14 protein-coding genes and 1 pseudogene are annotated in these 21,272 nt (G+C 65.1%); 14 read left to right on the top strand and 1 reads right to left on the bottom strand.

Annotated elements, in window-relative coordinates:
• Positions 1–41 precede the first annotated feature (41 nt).
• Together AB0F58_RS20440 and AB0F58_RS20435 are read left to right on the top strand one after the other, a co-directional pair.
• A complete protein-coding gene (locus tag AB0F58_RS20440) occupies positions 42–704 on the top strand; it encodes a pentapeptide repeat-containing protein (RefSeq protein ID WP_357144981.1) in 663 nt (220 codons plus the stop codon).
• Between the two features lie 15 nt (positions 705–719).
• Entirely contained in the window at positions 720–1,289 is a 570-nt protein-coding gene (locus tag AB0F58_RS20435) for a kinase (protein ID WP_357144978.1), read from the top strand.
• A 112-nt stretch (positions 1,290–1,401) separates the two neighbouring features.
• On the opposite strand, the gene AB0F58_RS20430 is transcribed toward AB0F58_RS20435, so the two are convergent.
• Positions 1,402–1,914 carry an HAD domain-containing protein gene (locus tag AB0F58_RS20430; RefSeq protein WP_357144974.1) on the bottom strand — a complete coding sequence of 171 codons (513 nt, stop codon included), beginning with the start codon at positions 1,912–1,914 and terminating at the stop codon, positions 1,402–1,404.
• Between the two features lie 506 nt (positions 1,915–2,420).
• Between AB0F58_RS20430 and AB0F58_RS20425 the strand changes: the two genes are divergently transcribed.
• From AB0F58_RS20425 to AB0F58_RS20370, 12 genes and pseudogenes are all read left to right on the top strand, one after another.
• Complete coding sequence (locus tag AB0F58_RS20425) at positions 2,421–3,308, top strand: replication-relaxation family protein (protein WP_357144972.1); 888 nt, start codon at positions 2,421–2,423, stop codon at positions 3,306–3,308.
• Between the two features lie 381 nt (positions 3,309–3,689).
• A pseudogene (locus tag AB0F58_RS20420) lies at positions 3,690–4,605 on the top strand (DUF2637 domain-containing protein).
• Positions 4,580–4,984: a hypothetical protein gene (locus tag AB0F58_RS20415; protein ID WP_357144969.1), complete on the top strand. Its 405-nt coding sequence runs from the start codon at positions 4,580–4,582 to the stop codon at positions 4,982–4,984. The pseudogene AB0F58_RS20420 and the gene AB0F58_RS20415 overlap by 26 nt, the downstream one beginning before the upstream one ends.
• A complete protein-coding gene (locus AB0F58_RS20410) occupies positions 4,981–6,456 on the top strand; it encodes a tyrosine-type recombinase/integrase (protein ID WP_357144966.1) in 1,476 nt (491 codons plus the stop codon). The genes AB0F58_RS20415 and AB0F58_RS20410 overlap by 4 nt, the downstream gene beginning before the upstream one ends.
• A 324-nt stretch (positions 6,457–6,780) precedes the next feature.
• The gene (locus AB0F58_RS20405; RefSeq protein WP_357144963.1) at positions 6,781–6,981 is read left to right on the top strand and encodes a helix-turn-helix domain-containing protein; all 201 of its coding nucleotides are present in this window, start codon (positions 6,781–6,783) and stop codon (positions 6,979–6,981) included.
• A 108-nt stretch (positions 6,982–7,089) separates the two neighbouring features.
• A complete protein-coding gene (locus AB0F58_RS20400; protein ID WP_357144960.1) occupies positions 7,090–7,695 on the top strand; it encodes a DUF1819 family protein in 606 nt (201 codons plus the stop codon).
• On the top strand, positions 7,692–8,291 hold the full coding sequence (locus tag AB0F58_RS20395) for a DUF1788 domain-containing protein (protein WP_357144957.1): 600 nt from the start codon (positions 7,692–7,694) through the stop codon (positions 8,289–8,291). Before AB0F58_RS20400 ends, AB0F58_RS20395 begins: the two co-directional genes overlap by 4 nt.
• A 5-nt stretch (positions 8,292–8,296) precedes the next feature.
• A complete protein-coding gene (gene brxC, locus AB0F58_RS20390; RefSeq protein WP_357144954.1) occupies positions 8,297–11,770 on the top strand; it encodes a BREX system P-loop protein BrxC in 3,474 nt (1,157 codons plus the stop codon).
• Complete coding sequence (pglX, locus tag AB0F58_RS20385) at positions 11,770–15,195, top strand: BREX-1 system adenine-specific DNA-methyltransferase PglX (RefSeq protein ID WP_357144951.1); 3,426 nt, start codon at positions 11,770–11,772, stop codon at positions 15,193–15,195. The genes brxC and pglX overlap by 1 nt, the downstream gene beginning before the upstream one ends.
• A 22-nt stretch (positions 15,196–15,217) precedes the next feature.
• Positions 15,218–17,686, top strand: a complete 2,469-nt coding sequence (pglZ, locus tag AB0F58_RS20380; protein WP_357144949.1) for a BREX-1 system phosphatase PglZ type A — start codon at positions 15,218–15,220, stop codon at positions 17,684–17,686.
• Positions 17,687–17,702: 16 nt separating this feature from the next.
• A complete protein-coding gene (gene brxL / locus AB0F58_RS20375; RefSeq protein ID WP_357144946.1) occupies positions 17,703–19,823 on the top strand; it encodes a BREX system Lon protease-like protein BrxL in 2,121 nt (706 codons plus the stop codon).
• A 143-nt stretch (positions 19,824–19,966) separates the two neighbouring features.
• Positions 19,967–21,229, top strand: coding sequence for an IS256 family transposase (locus AB0F58_RS20370; RefSeq protein WP_357144943.1), 1,263 nt, complete (start codon positions 19,967–19,969; stop codon positions 21,227–21,229).
• Positions 21,230–21,272 lie beyond the last annotated feature (43 nt).

The following is a 21,272-nucleotide window of genomic DNA, read 5'->3' as shown; positions in this document are numbered from 1 at the left end:
GGGTGGCGTGCCCACCCCGCGCCCGCACAGGTTGAGGACACATGCGCACCACCACGATCGGCGACGTGAAGGTCCTGCTGCCGGACCTCGAACCGGACGACCTCGACACCGCCACGGACCTGGACGGGGGCCTCACCGAGGCCCTCGTCGAGGGCGCCGCGTGGCACGGCTCGCACCTGGAGGACGCCCGCATCCGCAGCAGCCTGATCACCGGCGTGGACCTGAGCGAGAGCACTTGGGAAGCCGGCAGCCTCTACGGCTGCGAGATCACCCGCACCGACTTCTCCGGAGCGACCCTGACCGGCATCACCATCGAGCGGTGTGCGATCAGCGGCTCCCGGTTCACCGGCGCCCGACTCACCGACGTACGCCTCAAGGATGTTCTGTTCGACGGCTGCCGCTTCGACTACGCCACCCTCCAACGGGTCACCGCTGCCAGCTCGGTCGCGTTCACCGACTGCACTCTCACCAATGGCGCGTGGTCTTCCTGCCGACTACCGCGCATCGCACTGCGGTCATGTGACCTCGCCGGCCTGGAACTGGACTCCTGCCACCTCGACGGCGCCGACCTGCGGGGCAGCCGCCTCCACGGCCTCAAGACGCCGCTGGACAACCTGCGGGGCGTCACCCTCGGCGAGGACCAACTTCCTGACCTCACCCAGCTGACCGTCGCCGCCCTCGACCTCACCGTCCGCGACAACTGAAGCCGAGGAGGCATCGTGCTCGCTGAAGCCACCGGCAGCCCGGACACGATCCTCGTCTGCATCCGGGGTAACTCCGGCTCGGGCAAGAGCAGCATCGCCCGCGAGCTACGACGCCGGCACGGCCGGGGCTGCGCCCTGGTCGAGCAGGACTACCTGCGCCGCATCCTGCTGCGCGAGCGAGATAGGCCCGGCGGCGCGGCGCCGGCGTTGATCGGGCAGACCGTTCGGTTCGCGTTGGACCACGGCTATCACGTCGTGCTGGAGGGCATCCTGCACAGCAGCCGCTACCGCAGCATGCTGACCTCTCTGCGGGACGGCCACCGCGGCCGGTCGCTGTTCTGCTATCTCGACGTGTCCCTGGCCGAGACCCTGCGCCGGCACCTCACGCGCCCGCAGGTCAGTGAGTTCACCGCCGAGCATATGAGCGGCTGGTACGCCGCCCACGACGTCCTGATCTGGCCCGGCGAACTCGTTCTCCCCGAGACCACGGGCCTGGACGAGGCCGTCGAGGCCATCGCCGCTGTGGCTGGGCTACCCCAGACCGGACGCGACGACGACCTGCTTCCGAGCGTTCCGTTGCCGTAGAGCAGCCCAGCTGGCTACCGGTGTCGCGCTTCGGCGTACCGTTCGCCGACATCGGTCCCGAATGGCCAGACAGCCCGCCAAGCACGGCGACTGCGACGGCATGGAGCTCGCCCTACCGCGCCCGCCTGAGCCAGCTCTCGATGACAGTGAAGTCGTGCTCGGTCAACCCGCGACGGGGATCGACCCGATGCAGCAGGGCTCGACTTGGGTGATGAGCCGACACCCACTGCTGATCGACGTAGGAGATCTCGTCGTCGACCCAGACGAAGGGGCGTCCCTGTGCCCACTCGACCAGCCCACGGGTCTTCCAGTGCAGAATGCCGACCTCGTCGGAGTCGGGCCAGTCCACGACGGGCAGAGGCGGCAACCCCAGCAGCGGCGCGAGTACATCGTTTGCGTCGCTCATCCAGGTCGTCACCCACACCAGATCACACGGCAGGGCCTCCAGCCGGCGGCCGTGTTCCGGATTGACCTTGTGCAGCAGGGGATGGGCATCGGCCGGTAGAACCGGTGCCTCGCGGTGGCCATCCGGCATGCCCGGCCCAGCCGCCGCGGGTGTTCCGAAAGGGATGAGGGTGCCGTCCACATCGAGGAACAGCAACGGACGCGGCCCAGGGGCGGACATGACCCCAGAGGCTAGCCCTCACCCCGCCAACGGCTACCTGCGCGCTCGGTGAAAAGAAGGCACCCGCACCGCTTCGCAGGCCATTCGTCTCGCTGCTGCTCCGTGCCGGCAGGCGTGCGCCACCGACGGCGACCACGACAGGGGCGGCGCCGGGGTGCTCTCACCGGATCCTTCCGCTCCGGCGGCACCGGTGACCCGAACACGCCAGCAACACCACATTCCACACCCTCGACCAAGGAGTTCTCGTGCTTCCGCCGACACCTTCACCTACTGCCATAGGCATTGGCAGTGATGAGTTCTGGCTTGATCCCCGTTCGGGGATCGGGCTTGGCGTCAGCGTTGACGTCAGTCTTCAGCCGGACCCCCGAACCGACCCCCTGTCTCCTCTCACACCGCAGGTCAGCCCGGCTGTCAGCGCCGTCGGCTTGTCCTGCGACAGACCCTGCCTGGTCTCGGGTCTCTCCCCTGGGGCTGGAATTCCCTACCCGGTAAGGAGGTGGTAGCCGGTGGATGATCCGGTCCTTCGGGTCCAGTCCCAGCTGACCGGCCGTGATCGTGTGCTGCTGGGCTGGTTGTACGACCACGGCGTGTTGACGTCGTTCCAGCTCGCGCACGCCTTGTTCCCGTCCCTCGATTTCTGCCAGCGGCGGCTGCGGACCCTGTACCGGCTGCGCCTCGTCGCCCGGTTCCGGCCGCAGCGGGCCGACGGCGGCTCGTACCCGTATCACTACGTCATCGACCAGCTCGGCGCCGAGGTCGTCGCGGCCAGCCGGGACGAACGTCCACCGCGGCGGGACCACGCCCGGGTGGAGCGGCGGCGCTGGACCTCCACCCGCAGCCTCTCCCACCGCCTCGGGGTGAACGGGTTCTTCACCGACCTGGCCGGGCACGCCCGTGCTCATCCGGGCACTGGCTTAGTGGAGTGGTTGCCGGAGGTGGTGTGCCAGCGCGCCGGGACGTTCACCAGCCGCCGGGATCCGGGGCTGGTGCGGGCGTATCAGCCGCGGGTCCGCCCGGACGGCTACGGCCGGTGGGTCGACAACGGTGTCGGGGTGCCGTTCTTCGTCGAGTACGACACCGGCGCCGAGCAGCTGTCGATCCTTGCCGGCAAGGTGGACGTCTACCAGGAGTGGTTCGCCACGCTCGGACGGGCGTGGCCGGTGCTGTTCTGGCTTCACTCGGCCGCCCGGGAACGCAACCTGCGCCGCGTCCTTGGTGAAGTGCCGCTGGCGGTGCCGGTCGCCACCGGGGCCCGCGACCACGCCGCGACGGCGGGCCTTGGCCCGGCAGAGGCGGTGTGGGCAGTGGCCGGCGGGGAAGGGCAGCGGCTACGGCTGGCGGATCTGGCCCGGTATGCCGTTGACGTCTCCAGCCGGGCGGGTGAGGCCGCGTGACCGGTGACGGCACGACGGCGGCGGACAGTACCTCCGCTGAGGATCGAACAGCAACGGCCGGCGTCTGTCACGGATCTGTCGTGAGCAGTTCGGCCGGTGCTGACAGATCCGTGAGAGCACCGAACGTCCGCTCCCACCGCGGCCGGACCGCGTCCCCGTCCGGCGTCCGCGACGGGCGGTCCGCAGCCGGCGTCCGGCGCCCGTCCCGACGGTTGTCCGACGCCGGGCCGGTCCACTATCCGGTCCCGGCTCCCGCGACTGGCGGACGGACCGGAACCCAGGTCCGGGTCGAGGAGGTGATGAGCCACGACAGCACCTGTCCCTGACTCAGACGGCGGTCCGCGCGATAGCCGCGTCGAAGGCGTCGTCCAGGTCGTCATCATGCTGGCCATCGGCGGCGCAGCCGGGGCGGCCAGCTTCACCCACGTACACAACGTGGCCGCCGCGCACGGCCAACCCGGCTGGCTGGCCTGGGCCGACGCGATCGTCCTAGAGCTGATGTCCATCGCCTCCGGCCTGGAACTACGACGCCGTAAACGCGCCCACACCTCCACCGTCTTCCCCGCCACCGTGCTGGCGTGCGCGGTCACCCTGTCCCTGGCGGCGCAGGTCGTCGAGGCCGAACCCTCGATCATCGGCTGGGTCGCCGCCGCCGTACCCGCGCTCGGATTCCTCGTCATGGTCAAGATCGCCCTCGGTCGGACCAGCACCGCCACGCCCGCCCCTGCGGTGGCGGTATTGGATTACCAGCTGGATGCGGCCGGGCGGACCGTTGCGGACAGCGGACCGGACGAGGCCACCCGGTCCGTTGTCACGGCGGGGGAGCGGTCCCGGACCCGGACCGTCCGCTCACCGGATGCTCGTCGCCGACATGGCGGACGGGACCGGCAGCGAGCGGACCGGGGACGGTCCGCGCAGCTGTCCGGCGACGTTGGCGAGCTGCTGCCGGCGGCGCGCAAGGTGCGGGACCGGCTCGCCGCGGACGGGCAGGCGCTGACCCGGGCAGCGCTCGCCGAGGCGCTGCGCGCAGCCGGTCACACCGTGTCCAACACCCGAGTATCCGAACTCCTCAAGACCCTCAAGGTCGAGTCGTCGGCACCACCCGAGCTGATCGTGAGCCCGGCCGTGCCGACCAACCAGATGCCACCGCCTCTGTCATCGAAGCGGGGCAGCGGCGGCGGAGCAGCCACCCCTGCGCCGGTCGACCCCGCCGGGGCTACCCCCGCTCCTACCGCACAGCCACCCATCTCATAACCAGGAGAACCCTCATCATGAACAGCCCAACGAATCACGCTGACCAGACCACCCGCACTACGACCGACAGCACCACCACCGCGCCCGCCGTCGGGGAGGTGTGGACGATCGAGCGCATCCGTGCCCTCGGCGTCACTACCACCCTCGCCACCACCGCCTCGGTGCTCGGGATCAGCCGATCCCAGGCGTACCGGCTCGCCGCCACCGACCAGTTCCCTCTACCGCTGATCCGGGCCGGCAGCCGCATCATCGTCCCGGTTGCCGCCCTCCTCCAGCTCCTCGAACTCGGCCCCGCCGCGACCGGCGGCGGGCGACTTGAAGCCGACGCGAAGGTGAGCGTGGATGCGATGACCCCGCCACCAGCGGATTCCACCCGATACCGCTGGCGGCACCATCCGGAGCCTCCAGGAGACGATGAGTGAAGGGATCCACCTTCAAACGCTGCGGCTGCCGCGACACCACCACGGGCCGGCGACTGGGACGCTCCTGTCCCCAGCTTCGCCGGCCCGCCGGCGGCTGGTCCCGCACCCACGGCCACTGGCACTGGCAGATCGAAGTACCCGCCCGCGCCGACGGCACCCGCCGCCCACTGCGCCACGGCCCCTACGCCACCCAGGCCGACGCCGACGCCGTCCTGGACCGTATCCGGGCCGCGCTCGCCGTCCCCGACCCCACCGACCCGCACACCACCGTCAAGACCGGCGACCTGATCGAAACCGCCGTCAAGACCGGCGCACCCGTTCCCACCCCGGACCAGGTCCGCCGGGCGCTGCACCTGGACATCACCCCTACCGAGCTGCCCACGATGGCGGCGTACCTGACCGACTGGCTCGCCGGGCGCAAGAACATCAAGACCGGCACCCTGCGCTCCTACGAAGGGCACATACGCCTGTACCTCATCCCGCACCTCGGCCACCTGCGCATCGACCGGCTCCGCCCCGGCCACATCGACTCCATGTACGACGCCATCGCCAAACGCAACACCGCCATCGCCACCCTGCGCGCCAGCCGCGACCCCGCCAAGCGCGACCAGGTCAAGAACCAGCGGATCGTCGGCCCCAGAACCCTGCACGTCATCCACGCCACCCTGCGCAAAGCTCTCAATGACGCCATGCGCCGGCACCGCTACATCGACACCAACCCCGCCCTCATGGTCGAACTACCCACAGCCCGGCCACCCAGGCCCACCATCTGGACCGACCAACGCATCCGTACCTGGCGCGACACCGGCAAGACCCCCAGCCCTGTCATGATCTGGACCCCCGAACACACCGGCAGATTCCTCGACCACACCCACGACGCCAACGACCGCCTCTACGCCCTCTACCACCTCATCACCTTCACCGGCCTGCGCCGAGGCGAAGCCTGCGGCCTGCACTGGGACGACCTCGACCTCGACGCCGCCACCCTCACCGTCCGCTGGCAACTCGTCCAACACGGCTGGGCCACCGCCATCGACACACCGAAAACCACCGACAGCGAGGCTGCGGTCGCCCTCGACACCGAGACCGTCGCAGTGCTGCGCGCCCACCGCACCCGGCAACACCGCGAACGCCTCGCCGCCGGTGCAGCCTGGACCACCACCGGGCTCGTGTTCACCACACCCACCGGCGGTCGGCTCCACCCTGCCGACGTAACCGACCACTTCCACCACCTCGCCACGCAAGCCGGGCTACCACCCATCCGGCTTCATGACCTCCGCCACGGCGCCGCGACCATGGGCCTCGCCGCTGGCGTCCAGATGAGGGTCATCTCCAACCGGCTCCGCCACTCCAGCCCACACTTCACCGCCAAGTTCTACGGCGATGTCCTTCCGGAGCTGTCTTACGCTGCTGCAGAGGCCACGGCGGCTGTGGTAACCCGACGCCGAGGTGCCGGGACGCATTCGGCATAGACCTACGTCTGCGCTGGCCCTGCTCGAGGAAATCCTGCAGGGAGCGATCCAAGCTCAGCACGCAACGCCTGCTCGTCCGCCGGCTACCGCGCCACGGCCACGGCTACGGCGTGCTCGCGTCCAAGCGCCCCGCCTTCAGCGTGGTACCCCTCGTGGCACTCCACCCATGAAGCCAGTGTGCATGGTCGGGGTGGGATGAGTGCTCGACGGCACGGCTTGATCCGGCCATACCCTACTAGATCAGGTGTAGACCGGCCTCCGGTCCCCCGATAGGGTAGGCGTCCCCGATGCGCTTCCCGCTGGCTGTCGACTGGAGGTTTCACCTTGGCTGAGCCCTGGCTGTCCGCCGACGACATCGCTGCCCACCTCGGCGTCACGAAAGACACGGTCTACGCGTGGATAGCCGAGAAGGGCATGCCAGCCCATAAGCTCGGCCGACTTTGGAAGTTCCAAGCTAGCGACGTCGATGAGTGGGTGCGCAGCGGTGGCGCCGCCTCGTCAGGTGCCGATGCGCGACCGGACTGACCCCTTGGCGCGACCGGTCGACCCGCGGAAGTGTCGGTGGGTTGCCATATCCTGAACGGCTTGCCTGGAACTGGAAGGAGGCACCCGGTGGGTGAGACGGTTACTACTATGCGCTACAAGCTCTCCTTCACTAGCGGTGCTCTCCTCATGCGAGAAGCGGTGATCGCCGCACCGCTTTACCTGCGTGAACGTGACTGGTCAAAGGTACGTGTGCTGATTGAGGGCGACAACCTCCTGCAAGCCCGCACGGTTGCGTCGGGGCAGCGCTTGGCGCGCGAGGTTGTGCAGCGGCTTGCCGTACTCGCCGATCACGAGATTGAGCTGCTCATCGAGGCGTCGGCCAACGAACGTGGGTACCTGCTGTGGGCGGCTGCTTGCCGTCGCTACGACCTGGTCGGCGAGTTCGCCGAGGAGGTCGTGCGCGAGCGGTTCCTCCTGCTGAGCTCGACGCTCACGTACGAGGATTTCGACAGCTTTGTCCGGGCTAAGGCGCTGTGGCACGAGGAGCTGGCCCAGATCAAGGACTCGACGCTGCAGAAGCTGAGGTCAAACGTGTTCAAGATGCTGCAGGAGGCCGAGTTGCTGTCGGACGCGCGCTTCATCATGCCTGCCGTGTTGTCCGAGCGAGTTGCCGCCCCGCTCAGCGCTCGCACACCGAGTGATTTGCGGTTCTTCCCGACCCAGCAGACCGAAGGTCTGGGGGGCGCGCTGTGATCCCGAAGACTCTCCCTGAGCAGGAGGAGCACCTGTTCGCGGTGCTCCGCAGCCGACGTTTCCTGCAGATGGAGGGCCTGAGCAACGAGGTTCCGTTCTTCATCTACCCGTATCCGCCTGAGGATGCGCTCGCCGTAGCGGCGGCAAAGAAGCGGATCAAAAACAGGCTGTCCAACGCTGGCGTTGCCGTCTTCGAGATCAACCTCTATGACCTGTCGGTCGAGCTGCTCAAGGAGCGGGGTGTCTGGGGCCGGGTCCTGGCCATCGAGCCGGATCAGGATAAGGCCGAATTTCGCGAGATGCTCCAGAATATGCTCGACCCGCAGGTGCATATCGCCCCGGCGATCCGCGACCGGCTCTCGCAGGTGGACTTCGACATCTTCTTCCTCACCGGGATCGGTGAGGTCTTCCCATTCATCCGTTCGCACAACGTGCTGAACAACCTGCAGTCGGTGGTCAAGGGCAAGCCGATGCTCACGTTCTTTCCGGGCCGTTACGAGCAGTCCGACACGTTGGGCTCATCGCTCGTGTTGTTCGGTCGGCTCAAGGATGACCAGTACTACCGAGCCAAGAACATCCTGGAACAGGAGGCGTGAGCTCGATGCAGCTCAGCGAGATCTTCGCGAAGGACATCCAGCGCTCGATCGAAGGCGTCATCAAGGCCGATGACGTTGCGCACCTGAGCACCGAGGTCGACGAATACGTCTTAACCAACGAGGCTGCGAAGAGCCTGGAGATCCTCCTCGAGGAGTACACCTCCTACACCAACGCCAACGGCGTGTGGATCTCCGGCTTCTTCGGCTCCGGTAAGTCACACATGCTCAAGATGCTCGCCCACCTGCTAGGGGACGTCGAAGGCCAGGACTACCCGCGCCAGAACGTTTCCGACAGCTTCCGGGCCAAGACGCCGGACGCCTTCCTGCCCGGCTTACTCAACAAGGCCGATCGCATCCCGGCCAGGAGCCTGCTGTTCAATATCGACCAGAAGGCCACCCTGATCAGCAAGGACCAGACCGACGCCCTGCTGAAGGTGTTCGTCAAGGTCTTCGACGAGAGCCGCGGCTACTACGGCAACCAGGGACACGTCGCCCGCTTTGAGCGCGACCTGGACAACCGTCGACAGTACGAGGCGTTCAAGGAGGCGTTCGAGCGGATAGCAGGCATCCCCTGGACGCAGGGCCGCGAGCAGAGCGCGTTGGAAGGTCCGAGCATCGACCGGGCCTTCGCCGAGGTGAACGGTGCGACGGCCGACGGCATCATCAAGCAGTACAGCGCCTCATACTCGGTCTCGATCGAGGACTTCGCCGAGGAGGTCAAGGCCTGGCTCGACAAGCAGGGCGCCCCGAACTTCCGCCTCAACTTCTTCGTCGACGAGGTCGGCCAGTTCATCAGCTCGGACACCAAGCTGATGCTCAACCTGCAGACCATCGCGGAGTCGCTCAACACTAAGTGCGCCGGCCGCTCGTGGGTGTTCGTGACCTCTCAGGAGGACATGGAGAAGGTCATCGGCGACCGCACCAGGCAGCAGGGCAACGACTTCTCTAAGATCCAAGCCCGGTTCAAGACCCGCTTGAAGCTCACCAGCGCCGACGTTGAGGAAGTCATCCGCAAGCGCCTGCTGGAGAAGAACGACGCGGGTGTGGCTGCGCTAAGCAAGATCTATGCAGACCAGCACGCCAACTTCAAGACGCTCTTTGACTTCGTTGACGGGGCCAAGACCTACCGCAACTACACCGACGAGGCGCACTTCGTCGGGACCTACCCATTCGTCAGCTACCAGTTCCCGCTGTTCCAGGCCGCGATCGAGGGCATCTCAGACCACAACGTCTTCGAGGGGCGCAACAGCTCGGTCGGTGAGCGGTCCATGCTCGGCGTCGTCCAGCAGGTCGCCAAGGACATCGGCAACGTCGACGTCGGCCAGCTCGCGACCTTCGACAGCATGTTCGCCGGCATCCGCGCGTCGCTGAAGTCCGCCGCCCAGCGTTCGATCGACGTCGCCGAGCGCAACCTCGACAACCAGCTGGCCGTTCGGCTCTTGAAGGCGCTCTTCCTCGTCAAGTACGTCGAGAGCTTTCAGGCGACCCCGCGCAACCTCACGGTGTTGGTGTACGACCGCTTCGGCCTCGACCTCCCCGCCCTGTCGGACCAGGTGAAGGAAGCGCTGACCCTGCTGGAGTCGCAGACCTACATCCGGCGCAACGCCAACGCGTACGAGTACCTGACCAACGAAGAGCAGGTCATCGAGGAAGAGATCAAGAACGTCGACATCGACGCCTCCGAGGTCAGCACCCGACTGTTCAAGATCCTCTCTGGCGATGTCATCAAGACCAACAAGATCCGCTATGCCAAGAACGGGCAGGACTTCCCCTTCGGGTTCAAGCTCGACGACCAGGCTCATGGCACCCAGCGGGAGCTGGCGGTCCACTTCATCTCGCCGGAGTACCCGTACTCCCCGGAAGAGATCCGCATGCACAGCGCGGGCAAGGATGAGCTGCGCGTCATCCTCGATCCGGACGCCCGGGTGCTGTCGGACCTGCGGCTGCTGATCAAGACCGAGAAGTACATCAAGCGCAAGCAGGGCACCTCGATCTCCGCGATCGAAGACCAGATTCTGCGCTCCAAGGGTGCGCAGAACATCGACCGGGAGAAGGAACTCATCCAGCGGGTGCGCGGTTCGGTCGGCAAGGCCACCCTGGTCATCAACGCCGCGGACATCACTTCAAGCTCCCAGGACGCGCTCACCCGGGTGGCAGATGGCTTTCAGGACCTTATCAGCCGCACCTTCACTCAACTGAAGCTGCTCGGCGGTGTCACCTTCAGCGAGCAGCAGGTCGCCTCGGCCGCGAACCCCGACAGCGGCCTGTTCGAAGCCGGCACTTTGACCAGGCTTCCTGCAGAGGAGGTGCTGTCTTTCGTCCTTCGCAAGGAGGCGCTCGGCGAGCAGGTCACGGTCAAGACCGTCGTCGACAGCTTTACGGCCAAGCCCTACGGCTGGGACCTGGCCTCGATTGAGGTTCTGATCGCGTACCTGATCGGCACGTCCAAGGTCACGCTGACTGTCGATGGCAACGTCCTCAAGCGGTCTGAGGTCGCCACGACGCTGCGCAACACCCAGAAGCACGGCTACGCCGTGGTGTCGCCTCAGATGTCCTTCGACGAGCGCAAGGTGTCCGCCTTCCGCAAGTTCTGCACCGACTTCTTCGACGAAGCCAACGCACCCAAGGATCCGCTGGAGCTGGCCCGGCACGGCGCCGACAAGCTAAGGGGCAAGCGCGACGAGCTCAAGGCGACCATGGCGGGTTCTAAGTACCCGTTCGTGAGCCAGCTTGCCGCCCCGATCGAGCTGCTCGACCAAGTGGTCGGCAAGCCCGACGACTGGTACCTGACCGACTTCAACCTTGGCGACGACCTGCTCGACGCCAAGGAGAGCATTATCGACCCGATCCAGGCGTTTCTCAGTGGCGGCCAGAAGGTCATCTACGACGAGGCCGCAGACCTGCTGAGCACTCACAGCAGCAACCTCGGCTACCTGCCGTCCGGCAGCGACGTCACAATCCGTACGGGGCTGGACGACCCGAATGCCTTCCGCGGCAACAAGATGGCCCAGCTCAAGCAGGCCACCGACCAGCTGCGCGCCCAGGTTGACGAAGTCGTCGCCAGCAACCGCACCGAAGTTGTCGAGGCGATCGAGGGACGTAGGGCCGAGATCGAAGGAAGCGCCTTCTACGCCAAGGCGATACCGGACGCCCAGGGGAGCGTGCTGCGCCGGGTCGACCAGACGATCTCCCGCGTCCGCTCCCTGAACCAGGTCGCTCTCATCCGCGAGACCGGGTCGAGTTTCGAGCAGACCGTCTACCCGAGTTTGCTCGACCAGCTGGCCGCTTCCCAGCAGGGAGACGCCGACGGTGATGGCGGCACGCCACCCCCGCCGAAGCAGACGGTGTCGGTCAAAACCATCTCAGCCGCCGGCGTTTCCGGGGTGCTGGAGACGGAGGAAGACGTCGACTGCTACCTCGGTGCCCTGCGCATGGCACTTGTTCAGACCCTGAACGACGGAAAGCGAATCTCTCTCTGATGGAAACCGCACCGCTTAAGTCGTTCGCCACCTGGGCACGTACGGCGCTCATCCGTGAGGTGACCGCCCGCATCGCCGTTGTGCTGGCCCCTGCCTCGCCGAAGCGGGTGGAGCGGCCCAAGGTCGTCGAAGCCCTGGAAAAGGCAGTCAGCGCAGCCGGTGGCGGCGACAAGGGCAAGGCAGCTGTCGCCGACCGGGTCGCCTACACCTGGTTCAACCGCATCATCGCCCTGAGATTCATGGACGCCAACGGCTACACCGGCACCGGCGTCGTCTCCCCACAGGCCGGGGTCGAAAGCGGTCAGCCAGAGATCCTCGCTGAGGCTAAGCGCGGCAACATCGACGCGACGGTCGTCGGCATCAAGACTCGCGAGACCGTCACGGGTCTGCTCAACGGCACCCGTCGCAGCGAAGACCCTCAGGGCGAGGCCTACGCCCTGCTGCTCGCGGACTATTGCCGTTACTGGAACCGGGCCATGCCGTTCATGTTCGAGCGGGAGGGTGATTTCATCGAGCTGCTCATCCCCGCCAACCTGCTGGCGGACGACTCGGTACTCAACCGGGCTGTCAAGGTCCTGACAGCCGACGTTTGCCAGGACGTTGAGGTCATCGGCTGGCTATATCAGTTCTACATCTCCGAGCGGAAGGAAGAGGTTTTCGCCGGCTTCAAGAGGAACAAGAAGGCCGGCGCCGACGAGATCCCGGCGGCCACCCAGCTCTTCACTCCGCATTGGATTGTTCGATACCTGGTCGAAAACTCTCTGGGCCGCTTTTGGATGCTCAATCATCCGTCGTCTCGCTTGGTCGACCAAATGGAGTACTATATCGCCCCGATCGACGATGGTACCGCCTTCCTTGAGATCAGCAGTCCAGAGGAGCTCAAGGTCATCGACCCCGCGTGCGGGTCGGGCCACATGCTCACATACGCCTTCGACCTCCTGTACGCAATTTATGAGGAGGAGGGCTATGCCCCGGCGGAGATTCCTGGCCTCATCCTGACCAACAATCTGTACGGCATTGAGATCGATCCGCGCGCCGGAGCACTCGCGGCCTTCGCATTGACCATGAAGGCCCGCGCCCGGCAGCGCACGTTTTTCAACAAGCAGGTTGAGCCGAACGTGTGCACGCTGGAGCCGATTTCATTTACGCCTGCGGAGCTCGATAATCTTGCTTCGCCTGGCGGTGATGGCGCAGCGGAGGCGTCGTTCTGGAATCAATTCGAGCGGGCCGATCTCCTGGGCGCGCTGATTAGCCCAAGTGCGAATCTCTTAGATGTCTTGTCAAGGCACATCAATTCGCGTCCGTCGAAGGGCGGGGATCTGCTCGCTGCTGACCTCGATGAGCGTGCGCGTCGAGTGCTCCAGTATGCCGAGTTCCTGGGTGGCCGATACCAGGTAGCCGTCGCCAATCCCCCATATATGGATGCACGGAATATGAGCGGGGCGCTGTACGAATATTTGGTTGAGCATTTCCCTGACGGCTACACGGGGGTTGACCTTGCCTTCGTCCTTCGTTCACAGGCGCTCGTGCAACCGGGGGGCTATCTAGGGCTGCTGAATATGGACAGTTGGCTGGGCAATGTGGAGTGCGCTGCATTTCGCGATGTGGTGCGCGAGAGTTTGGCACCCCGAGTCGTTCTACACCTGGGTCCGCGCGCCTTTCCGGAAATTGGCGGAGAAGTTGTCCAGGTATCGGCTACGCTGTTCCAGCGGGCTGCACCAGCCTATAGCAGCACTACGTTCATCTCTGCTACAGGCGGGGCGAACGCAGAGGCCAAGATCGATCAATTCCATGACCCCCGGCGTCGCTTTACGCATCCGCTCGACTGGTTTGATGTTTTTCCGGGCAGGGTGTTTGCAGCCTATTCCGCTTCCGAGGAGGCCCACAAGACGTTCGCAACTGCTCCCCCAATGAGCTCGATTGCAGAAGTTCGCACCGGTTTGCAGACTGGGGATAACGGTCGCTTCTTGCGTCAGTGGTACGAGGTCTCATATGGCAGGGTCCGCACAAGCGAGGCGCCGGATGCTAGGTGGGTCCCGTACGTCAAGTCGAGTTCGCCGACTCGATGGTTTGCTCGCGAACACCTGGTTGTTGATTGGGGTAACGACGGGGCTGAGATCCGGAGTCACCAGAGTTCCGTCGTGCGTAACTCTTCCTACTACTTTCGGCCAGGACTGTCGTACGGCGGACTAGCAGGGAACCTCAAGGCGAGGCTCGTCTCGGCCGGGGCGATCTTCGACCAAAAAAACTCGATGGTCTTTCCCCTTGGACAGGCCACCACAAGTCAACTTCTCGCACTGATGAACAGCCCCGCTCTCGAAACCCTTGCACGGCTCGTATCATCCAAAGGATTCGGAGTTGGCACGCTCGCCCAGCTTCCAATTCCTGCTGACGCGTTGGGCGCGCCGCGTGTTGAGGAGATCTCCAATCATGCCGTACACCTCGCGACCGTGATGTTCGATCGGTCCGAGACCTCCCGCGGGTTCGCCGGTCTGAGGTCGATCTTCCTCGACCAGGATGTCTCGTCGGGGCTGCGGCCCGCCATCGAGTCAGTGTGGAAGAAGGAGGTCGAGATTCGCACAAAACTACTTGATCTAGAGCATGAGAATGCCGCCTTCTTCGAGGAAGCCCTGCTGGCGACCGGCGCGGACGATTCTCGTGCGGAGGAACCGCAAGCACCTACCTCGGAATCCGAGATAGTCCGGGACATTGCTTCGTACGCCGTCGGTTGCATGTTCGGTCGGTATAGCCTCGACAAGCCGGGATTGGTTCTCGCTGACCAGGGCGCGACGATGAATCACTTTGTTGCAAAGGTTTCCGAACCCACGTTCAGCCCCGATGCGGACAACGTCATACCTATCGTGGACGGCGACTGGTTCGAGGACGACATCGTCGCGCGCTTCCGCAAGTTCCTCCGCGCCGCCTTCGGTGAGCAGCACTTCGAGGACAACCTCCGCTTCGTGACAGAGTCCCTCGGGGTGAAGGAAATCCGTGACTACTTCGTGAAGTCCTTCTACAAGGACCACGTTCAGCGGTACAAGAAACGTCCGATCTACTGGCTATTCTCCAGCCCCAAGGGGTCGTTCAACGCGCTCATCTACATGCACCGCTATACGCCCTCCACGGTCTCGACAGTGCTTAATGAATACCTGCGCGAGTTCAGCGCCAAGGTGACGTCCAGCTTGCAGCAGCAGGAGCGTCTCGCCGCCGACGACGGGACGCCGCGTCAGCAGGCGGCCGCTCAGAGGGAGGCCGACCGGCTCCGCAAGGTGCTGCTGGAGCTCGAGGGGTATGAGCACGACGTTCTGTACCCGCTGGCGTCTCGGCAGCTCTCGATCGACCTGGACGACGGTGTGAAGGTGAACTACCCGAAGTTCGGCACCGCTCTAAAGAAGATCCCCGGCCTTGAGGCAAGCGATGAGTGACGGTGCCACGGTCCGCTCACACTTGGAGCGGTGGTTCAAGAGCCGCCGGGTCGTCTTCTGGCACGACCCGGACGGCCAGTACGCAGCGGATCTGGACGGTCTCCAGCTGCCGGGGGTCCAGACGATCCGGGTTGCCAACAATGAGTACGGCATCAAGAACCGACTCCTGCACGACGAGCCCACGAGCAAGTTCCTCGTGTACCGCTCCGGTCAGGTGCCGACGGGTATCGGGAACTGGCTGCTTGATCTAGAGCTTGCCTATAAAGTCTTCACGGCCGACCGCACCGCCCTCATCGCGCAGGACCTCGGCCTCAGTTGCAAGGGCATCGACGAGGTCGTTCAGACCCACGAAAAGTTCTTCAAGGCGACCAAACGCGTCCAGAGCCTCAAGGCTCGGCTGCGCGCGGAGGACGATTCCACCGACTTGCGCGCCAAGATGACTGCAGTGCTACTTGGTCTCAAGGACTCCCACAGCCTGCTGGAGATCACCCGCACGCTGCTCACGGAGAACGCTCAAGGGCTCCATGCGAAGTACGACGCGCTCGTCGACTACGGCCTCGACGACTTCTACTGGCGCGGTGCGGCCAGCATCTACGGTTACGAGTCGCCGTCGCCAAGTATCGACGATCTGGTGCTGTGGATCTTCCGCAAAGCCATTGAGGGCTTCAAGTCCGACCGGCCAGGTGGCCTGCAGAACATCCAGCTCGACTTCGCGAGCCTGCGCAACGACCGGCGCAGCCAGGAGGCGCTCGCCACGCTGGCCAAGCGGGCGGCACGTAACCTCGACTATGCCTCGCTGATCGAGGACACGAGCTTCGGTGATCTGGTGGCGGTCGACCTGTTCGAGGAGTCCGACCAGAAGATCATCAGCGACCTGGCGCGTGCGGTCGCCGAGCAGACCGTCACCCCGCGCGAGGTCGCCGAAGTGGTGCGCGCGCGGCAGAGCAGCGTGTGGATCGACGGCTACCGGCAGCTCTACACGGCCGTCGCCAGTGCCTCCGAACTGCTGGGCGAACTCGCCTTGCTGGACCTTGGGATACAGTCGTTCGACGACGGGCTGGAGCGCTACCGCCGCAAGTGGTTCCGCATCGACCAACTCTACCGCCAGTTCGTTTACGCGGCGCGCACGGCCGAATACCCGAAGCCACTGGAGGCATTGCGCGAGCAGGTCGAGAAACGCTACACCAACAAGTTCGTCTACGGGCTGGGCAATGCCTGGCAGCAGCAGGTCGACCAGGTCGACAGGTGGCGCTCGACCGCACTTCGCTCGCAAACATCATTCTACGCCGGCTACGTGGAGCCGCTCGTGCGGGACGGCGACAAGAAAGCCGTCGTCATTATCTCGGACGCGTTGCGGTACGAGGTGGCCGATGAACTCGGCTCACGCATCCGGCAGGAAAACCGCTTCGACGCGACACTCGATGCAGTCCTCGGAGTGCTGCCGAGCTATACCCAGCTCGGGATGGCGGCGCTTCTGCCGCACTCGACGCTCAAGCACTCTGCCGATGGCAAGACCGTGCTCGCGAACGGCCAGCCGACGAACGGCACCGCCTTCCGCGGAAAGATCCTTGAGCGCGTCGGCGGCGCAGCTATCCAGGCCGAGGACTTCAAGGCCCTGAACGCCGACGAGCGGCGCGAGCTTTACAAGGCCAACCGAGTCCTGTACGTCTACCACAACCGAATCGACGCCACCGGCGACAAGCCCGGCACTGAACGGCAGGTGTTCGAGGCCGTCGAGGACACGCTGCGTGACATCGTCGACCTCGTGAAGAAGCTGGCCAGCGCCAACGCCACAAACATCTTCATCACGGCTGACCACGGCTTCCTGTTCCAGGACGAGGCCCTAGGCGACATATTTTTCCTGTCCACCCAGCCGCAGGGCGACGACATCAAAGTCGTCAACCGACGGTACGTGCTGGGGCGCGGCCTCAAGGTTGACAACGCCTTCGCGACCTTCGATGCCGCCCAGCTCGGGCTCCAGAGCGACCTCGAGGTGCAGATCCCCAAGTCGATCCACCGACTCCGCCTCGCCGGCGGGGGATCACGGTTCGTCCACGGAGGGGCGACGCTCCAGGAGATCGTCGTCCCCGTGCTGGCCGTCAACAAGAAGCGCAAGAGCGACACCAGACTGGTCAACGTAGAGGTATGGCCCGAGTCCGACAAGATCACCACCGGGCAGGTCGTCGTCCGACTGTTCCAGTCCGAGCCAGTCACCGACAAGGTCCAGCCACGCACGCTCCGGGCCGGGCTCTACGTCGGCGAGAACCTGATCTCGAATCTCGCCCACCTAACCTTCGACCAGATCTCGGCCGACAAGCGAGACCGGTACCAGAGCGCACAGATGCTGCTCAGCCAGGACGCCAACGACTACAACAACCGTGCCGTCGAGTTCCGCCTAGAGGAGCGCATCCCCAACACCAACCGGTGGCGCGTCTACGCGAAGGCAATCTACACGCTGAAGCGTTCGTTCGCATCGGACTTCGACTTCTGAGGGGAAGGAGGCTCGGATGAGCGAGACCGAGAACGAGGCGCCCGACGCCGACGCACCGCAGCAGAGCGACCTCGACTTCAAGATCAACCTTCTGTTCCCCGGCGTGGTCGTCCGCAAGGACCTAGTCAAGGCCGTCAAGGGCAACGCCATCGTGCCGTCATACGTGCTTGAGTACCTGCTCGGTCAGTACGCGGCCTCCGACGACGAGGCCACCATCCAGGCGGGTATCGACACGGTGCGCAAGATCCTCGCCGAGCACTACGTGCACCGGAACCAGTCCGAGCTGGTGAAATCTACGATCCGCGAACGAGGGCGGCACCGCATCATCGACAAGGTGACCGCCACCCTCAACGAAAAAGCCGACGTGTACGAGGCCGAGTTCGCCAACCTCGGCATCAAGGGCGTGCTCGTCGAACCCGCGACGATCAAGGCCCATCCGAAGCTGCTCGTCGGCGGCGTCTGGTGCATCTGCGACATCGAGTACTTCCACAGCGACGACGCGCGGGTCGTGCCCTGGATTCTCGGCTCGATCAAACCCATCCAGTTGTCGAACTTCGACTTCGAGGGCTACCTGGCCGCCCGACGGGAGTTCACCACCGACGAGTGGATCGACCTGCTAGTGCAGTCCATCGGGTTCAACCCCGAGCTGTTCGGCCGGCGAGCCAAGCTCATCCAGCTCGTGCGGCTCATCCCATTCGTCGAGCGCAACTACAACCTCGTGGAACTCGGCCCCAAAGGCACCGGCAAGTCGCACATCTTTTCGGAGTTCTCGCCGCACGGCATGCTCATCTCCGGCGGCGAGGTAACCGTGCCGAAGCTGTTCGTCAACAACGCCAACGGGCGCATCGGCCTGGTCGGCTACTGGGATGTCGTCGCCTTCGACGAGTTCGCAGGAAAGAAGAAGCGCGCGGACAGAGCGCTCGTCGACATCATGAAGAACTACATGGCGAACAAGACGTTCTCGCGCGGCGTCGAGACGCTCGGCGCCGAGGCCTCGATGGTGTTCGTTGGCAACACCTCGCACACCGTGCCGTACATGCTCAAACACTCCGACCTGTTCGACGAGCTGCCCGACAGCTACCACGACTCGGCCTACCTCGACCGGCTGCACCACTACATCCCCGGCTGGGAGGTCGACACCATCCGCGGGGAAATGTTCTCCAGCGGCTACGGGTTCGTCGTCGACTACATCGCCGAGGTGCTCAAGTCGATGCGCTCGGCGGACTACTCGGACCGCTACCAGCAGCACTTCACGCTCTCGTCGAACATTTCCACCCGCGACCGCGATGGCATCCACAAGACGTTCTCAGGGCTGATGAAGATCCTCTACCCTCATGAGGAGGCCACGCCCGAGGAGATTGAGGAGATCCTGCGGTTTGCGATTGAGGGCCGCAAGCGCGTCAAGGACCAGATCCTTCGCATCGATTCGACGATGGCCGACGTCAAGTTCGGCTACCTGGACACCGATGGAGCCTGGCACCCGGTCTCGACCCTCGAAGAGGACGAGTACCCAGCCTACTACCACCGCGAGCGCCGCGAGGGTGCCGAAACCACGGCCGATCGAGGCGAACCGACGCTAGGTGGTTCGGCACCGACCGTGGAGGCCGAAGCACCGCGCGAACCCGAGCCGGTCGCCGAGCCGCCGCTGTTCGAGGGGCACCGGGAGTTTCAGGAAAACCAGCGCGGCGTCTCATTCGACACGCTCATCATCCCGTACCTGCGCGGTGCGGGGCAGATCACGATCATCGACCCCTACATTCGCCAGTTCCATCAGGCCCGCAACCTCATGGAACTCATCGAGGCGATCGCCAGGACGAAGGACGCAGCCGACGAAGTCAACGTCAAGCTCATCACCGCGGAGAACATCGAGGGCGCGGACAAGCTGCGCAAGCAGCTTGAATTCCTGGTGAAGATCAAGCAGGGCGCGGCAGTCGGGGGCGTCAACTTTGATGTCGCGTTCGACAACACGATTCACGACCGCTCGATTGTCACGGACACCGGCTGGAGAATCCTCCTCGGCCGCGGCCTCGACATCTTCCAGTACGTCACCGGTGATGCGTTTGACCTCGCGACCAAGCTCCAAGAGTTCCGGCAAGTCAAGGCATTCGGGATAACCTACATCCGCGAGAGCGCATGACCGAGATCAAGGTACCTGTGGTGCGTTGGGGATGAGCGAGGTCTGCCCGCCACACCTCCCGCAGGGACTGCGTAGTTTTCCGTGTTTGGCCTGGGTGTGGTCCGTTGGACAGGACGTAGCTCCTGTCCGGGAAGGACCACGTCATGGCAGACAAGAAGAACGCTGCTCCGCTTCCGCAGCCGTCGGCGGCTGAGGTGGAGTTCGCGCAGCAGCTGGTTGAGCGGGCCAAGGCCGATGGAGTGTCGTTGGTCGGGCCGGGTGGGCTCCTCGCCGGGATCACCCGCACCGTGCTCGAATCGGCCCTCGACGCCGAGCTGGACGCCCACCTCGACGAGGCCGGTGTCGACGAGACGACTGGCCGGCGGGCCAACATCCGTAACGGTCACGGGGCGAAGACGGTGCAGACCGAGGTGGGGCCGGTGCGGATCCAGGTGCCCCGGGACCGGGCCGGGTCGTTCACCCCGAGGGTCGTCCCGAAGCACGCCCGTCGTCTGGACGGGTTCAACGAGGCGATCCTGTCGCTGTATGCGAAGGGCCTGACGACCGGGGAGATCTCCGCGTACCTGGCGGACGTGTACGACGCGGACGTGTCCCGGGAGTTGATCAGCCGGGTCACCGACAGCGTCCTGGCCGACATGGAAGCGTGGCGGCAACGGCCTCTCGACCGGATCTATCCGGTGGTGTTCATCGACGCCCTGGTGATGAAGATCCGGCAGGGGCAGGTCGCGAACCGGCCCGTCTACGTCGTGGTCGGCATCAGCCTCGACGGGGAACGCGACGTGCTCGGTATGTGGGCCGGCACCGGCGGTGAAGGCGCCAAACAGTGGGCCGGCTACCTCACCGAACTCCGTAACCGGGGTGTCGAGGACGTGTTCATGGTCTGCTCCGACGGCCTCAAGGGCATGACCGACGCGATCGAACAGGTCTGGCCGCAGGCGGTGCACCAACAGTGCGTCGTCCACCTCGTCCGAGCCAGTCTGCGGTACACCAACCGCAAGGACTGGCAGAAGATCACCCCCGCGCTGCGGGAGATCTACACCGCCCCCACCGTCGCCGCCGCCGAGGTGCGTTTCGAGGCGTTCGCCGCCGAGTTCGGCGACCAGTACCCCGCCGTCATGCGGCTCTGGCGCACCTCGTGGCCGCAGTTCGTGCCCTTCTTGGACTACGACCACGAGGTCCGGAAAGTCCTCTACACCACCAACATCATCGAGTCCCTGAACGCCCGGTTCCGGCAGGCCGCCCGCCGACGCGGGCACTTCCCGACCGAGCAGGCCGCGATGAAGGTCCTCTACCTCGTCGTCCAGCAGAAACGCCGGGGCGGCGGGAGCATCACCGGCCGGGTCTACGGTTGGGCCAAGGCCCTCAACGCCCTGATCCTCGCCTACGACGACCGGATCACCATCTAACAATCTCGATCACACCACAGGCTCAAACACGGAAAACGCCACA

Origin of the sequence: Micromonospora sp. NPDC023956 (assembly GCF_040639195.1) — a bacterium.
Classification (GTDB): domain Bacteria; phylum Actinomycetota; class Actinomycetes; order Mycobacteriales; family Micromonosporaceae; genus Micromonospora.
Note: the sequence above shows the minus strand (reverse complement) of the source record. Positions and strands in the feature narration are given on the sequence as shown.

What these genes read in the sequence shown, in the direction of transcription:
- AB0F58_RS20440 (WP_357144981.1), top strand. Translation starts at nt 42, where the DNA reads ATGCGCACCACCACGATCGGCGACGTGAAGGTCCTGCTGCCGGACCTC.
- AB0F58_RS20430 (WP_357144974.1), bottom strand. Translation starts at nt 1,914, where the DNA reads ATGTCCGCCCCTGGGCCGCGTCCGTTGCTGTTCCTCGATGTGGACGGC.
- AB0F58_RS20415 (WP_357144969.1), top strand. Translation starts at nt 4,580, where the DNA reads ATGAACAGCCCAACGAATCACGCTGACCAGACCACCCGCACTACGACC.
- AB0F58_RS20400 (WP_357144960.1), top strand. Translation starts at nt 7,090, where the DNA reads ATGCGCTACAAGCTCTCCTTCACTAGCGGTGCTCTCCTCATGCGAGAA.
- brxC (WP_357144954.1), top strand. Translation starts at nt 8,297, where the DNA reads ATGCAGCTCAGCGAGATCTTCGCGAAGGACATCCAGCGCTCGATCGAA.
- pglX (WP_357144951.1), top strand. Translation starts at nt 11,770, where the DNA reads ATGGAAACCGCACCGCTTAAGTCGTTCGCCACCTGGGCACGTACGGCG.
- brxL (WP_357144946.1), top strand. Translation starts at nt 17,703, where the DNA reads ATGAGCGAGACCGAGAACGAGGCGCCCGACGCCGACGCACCGCAGCAG.
- AB0F58_RS20370 (WP_357144943.1), top strand. Translation starts at nt 19,967, where the DNA reads ATGGCAGACAAGAAGAACGCTGCTCCGCTTCCGCAGCCGTCGGCGGCT.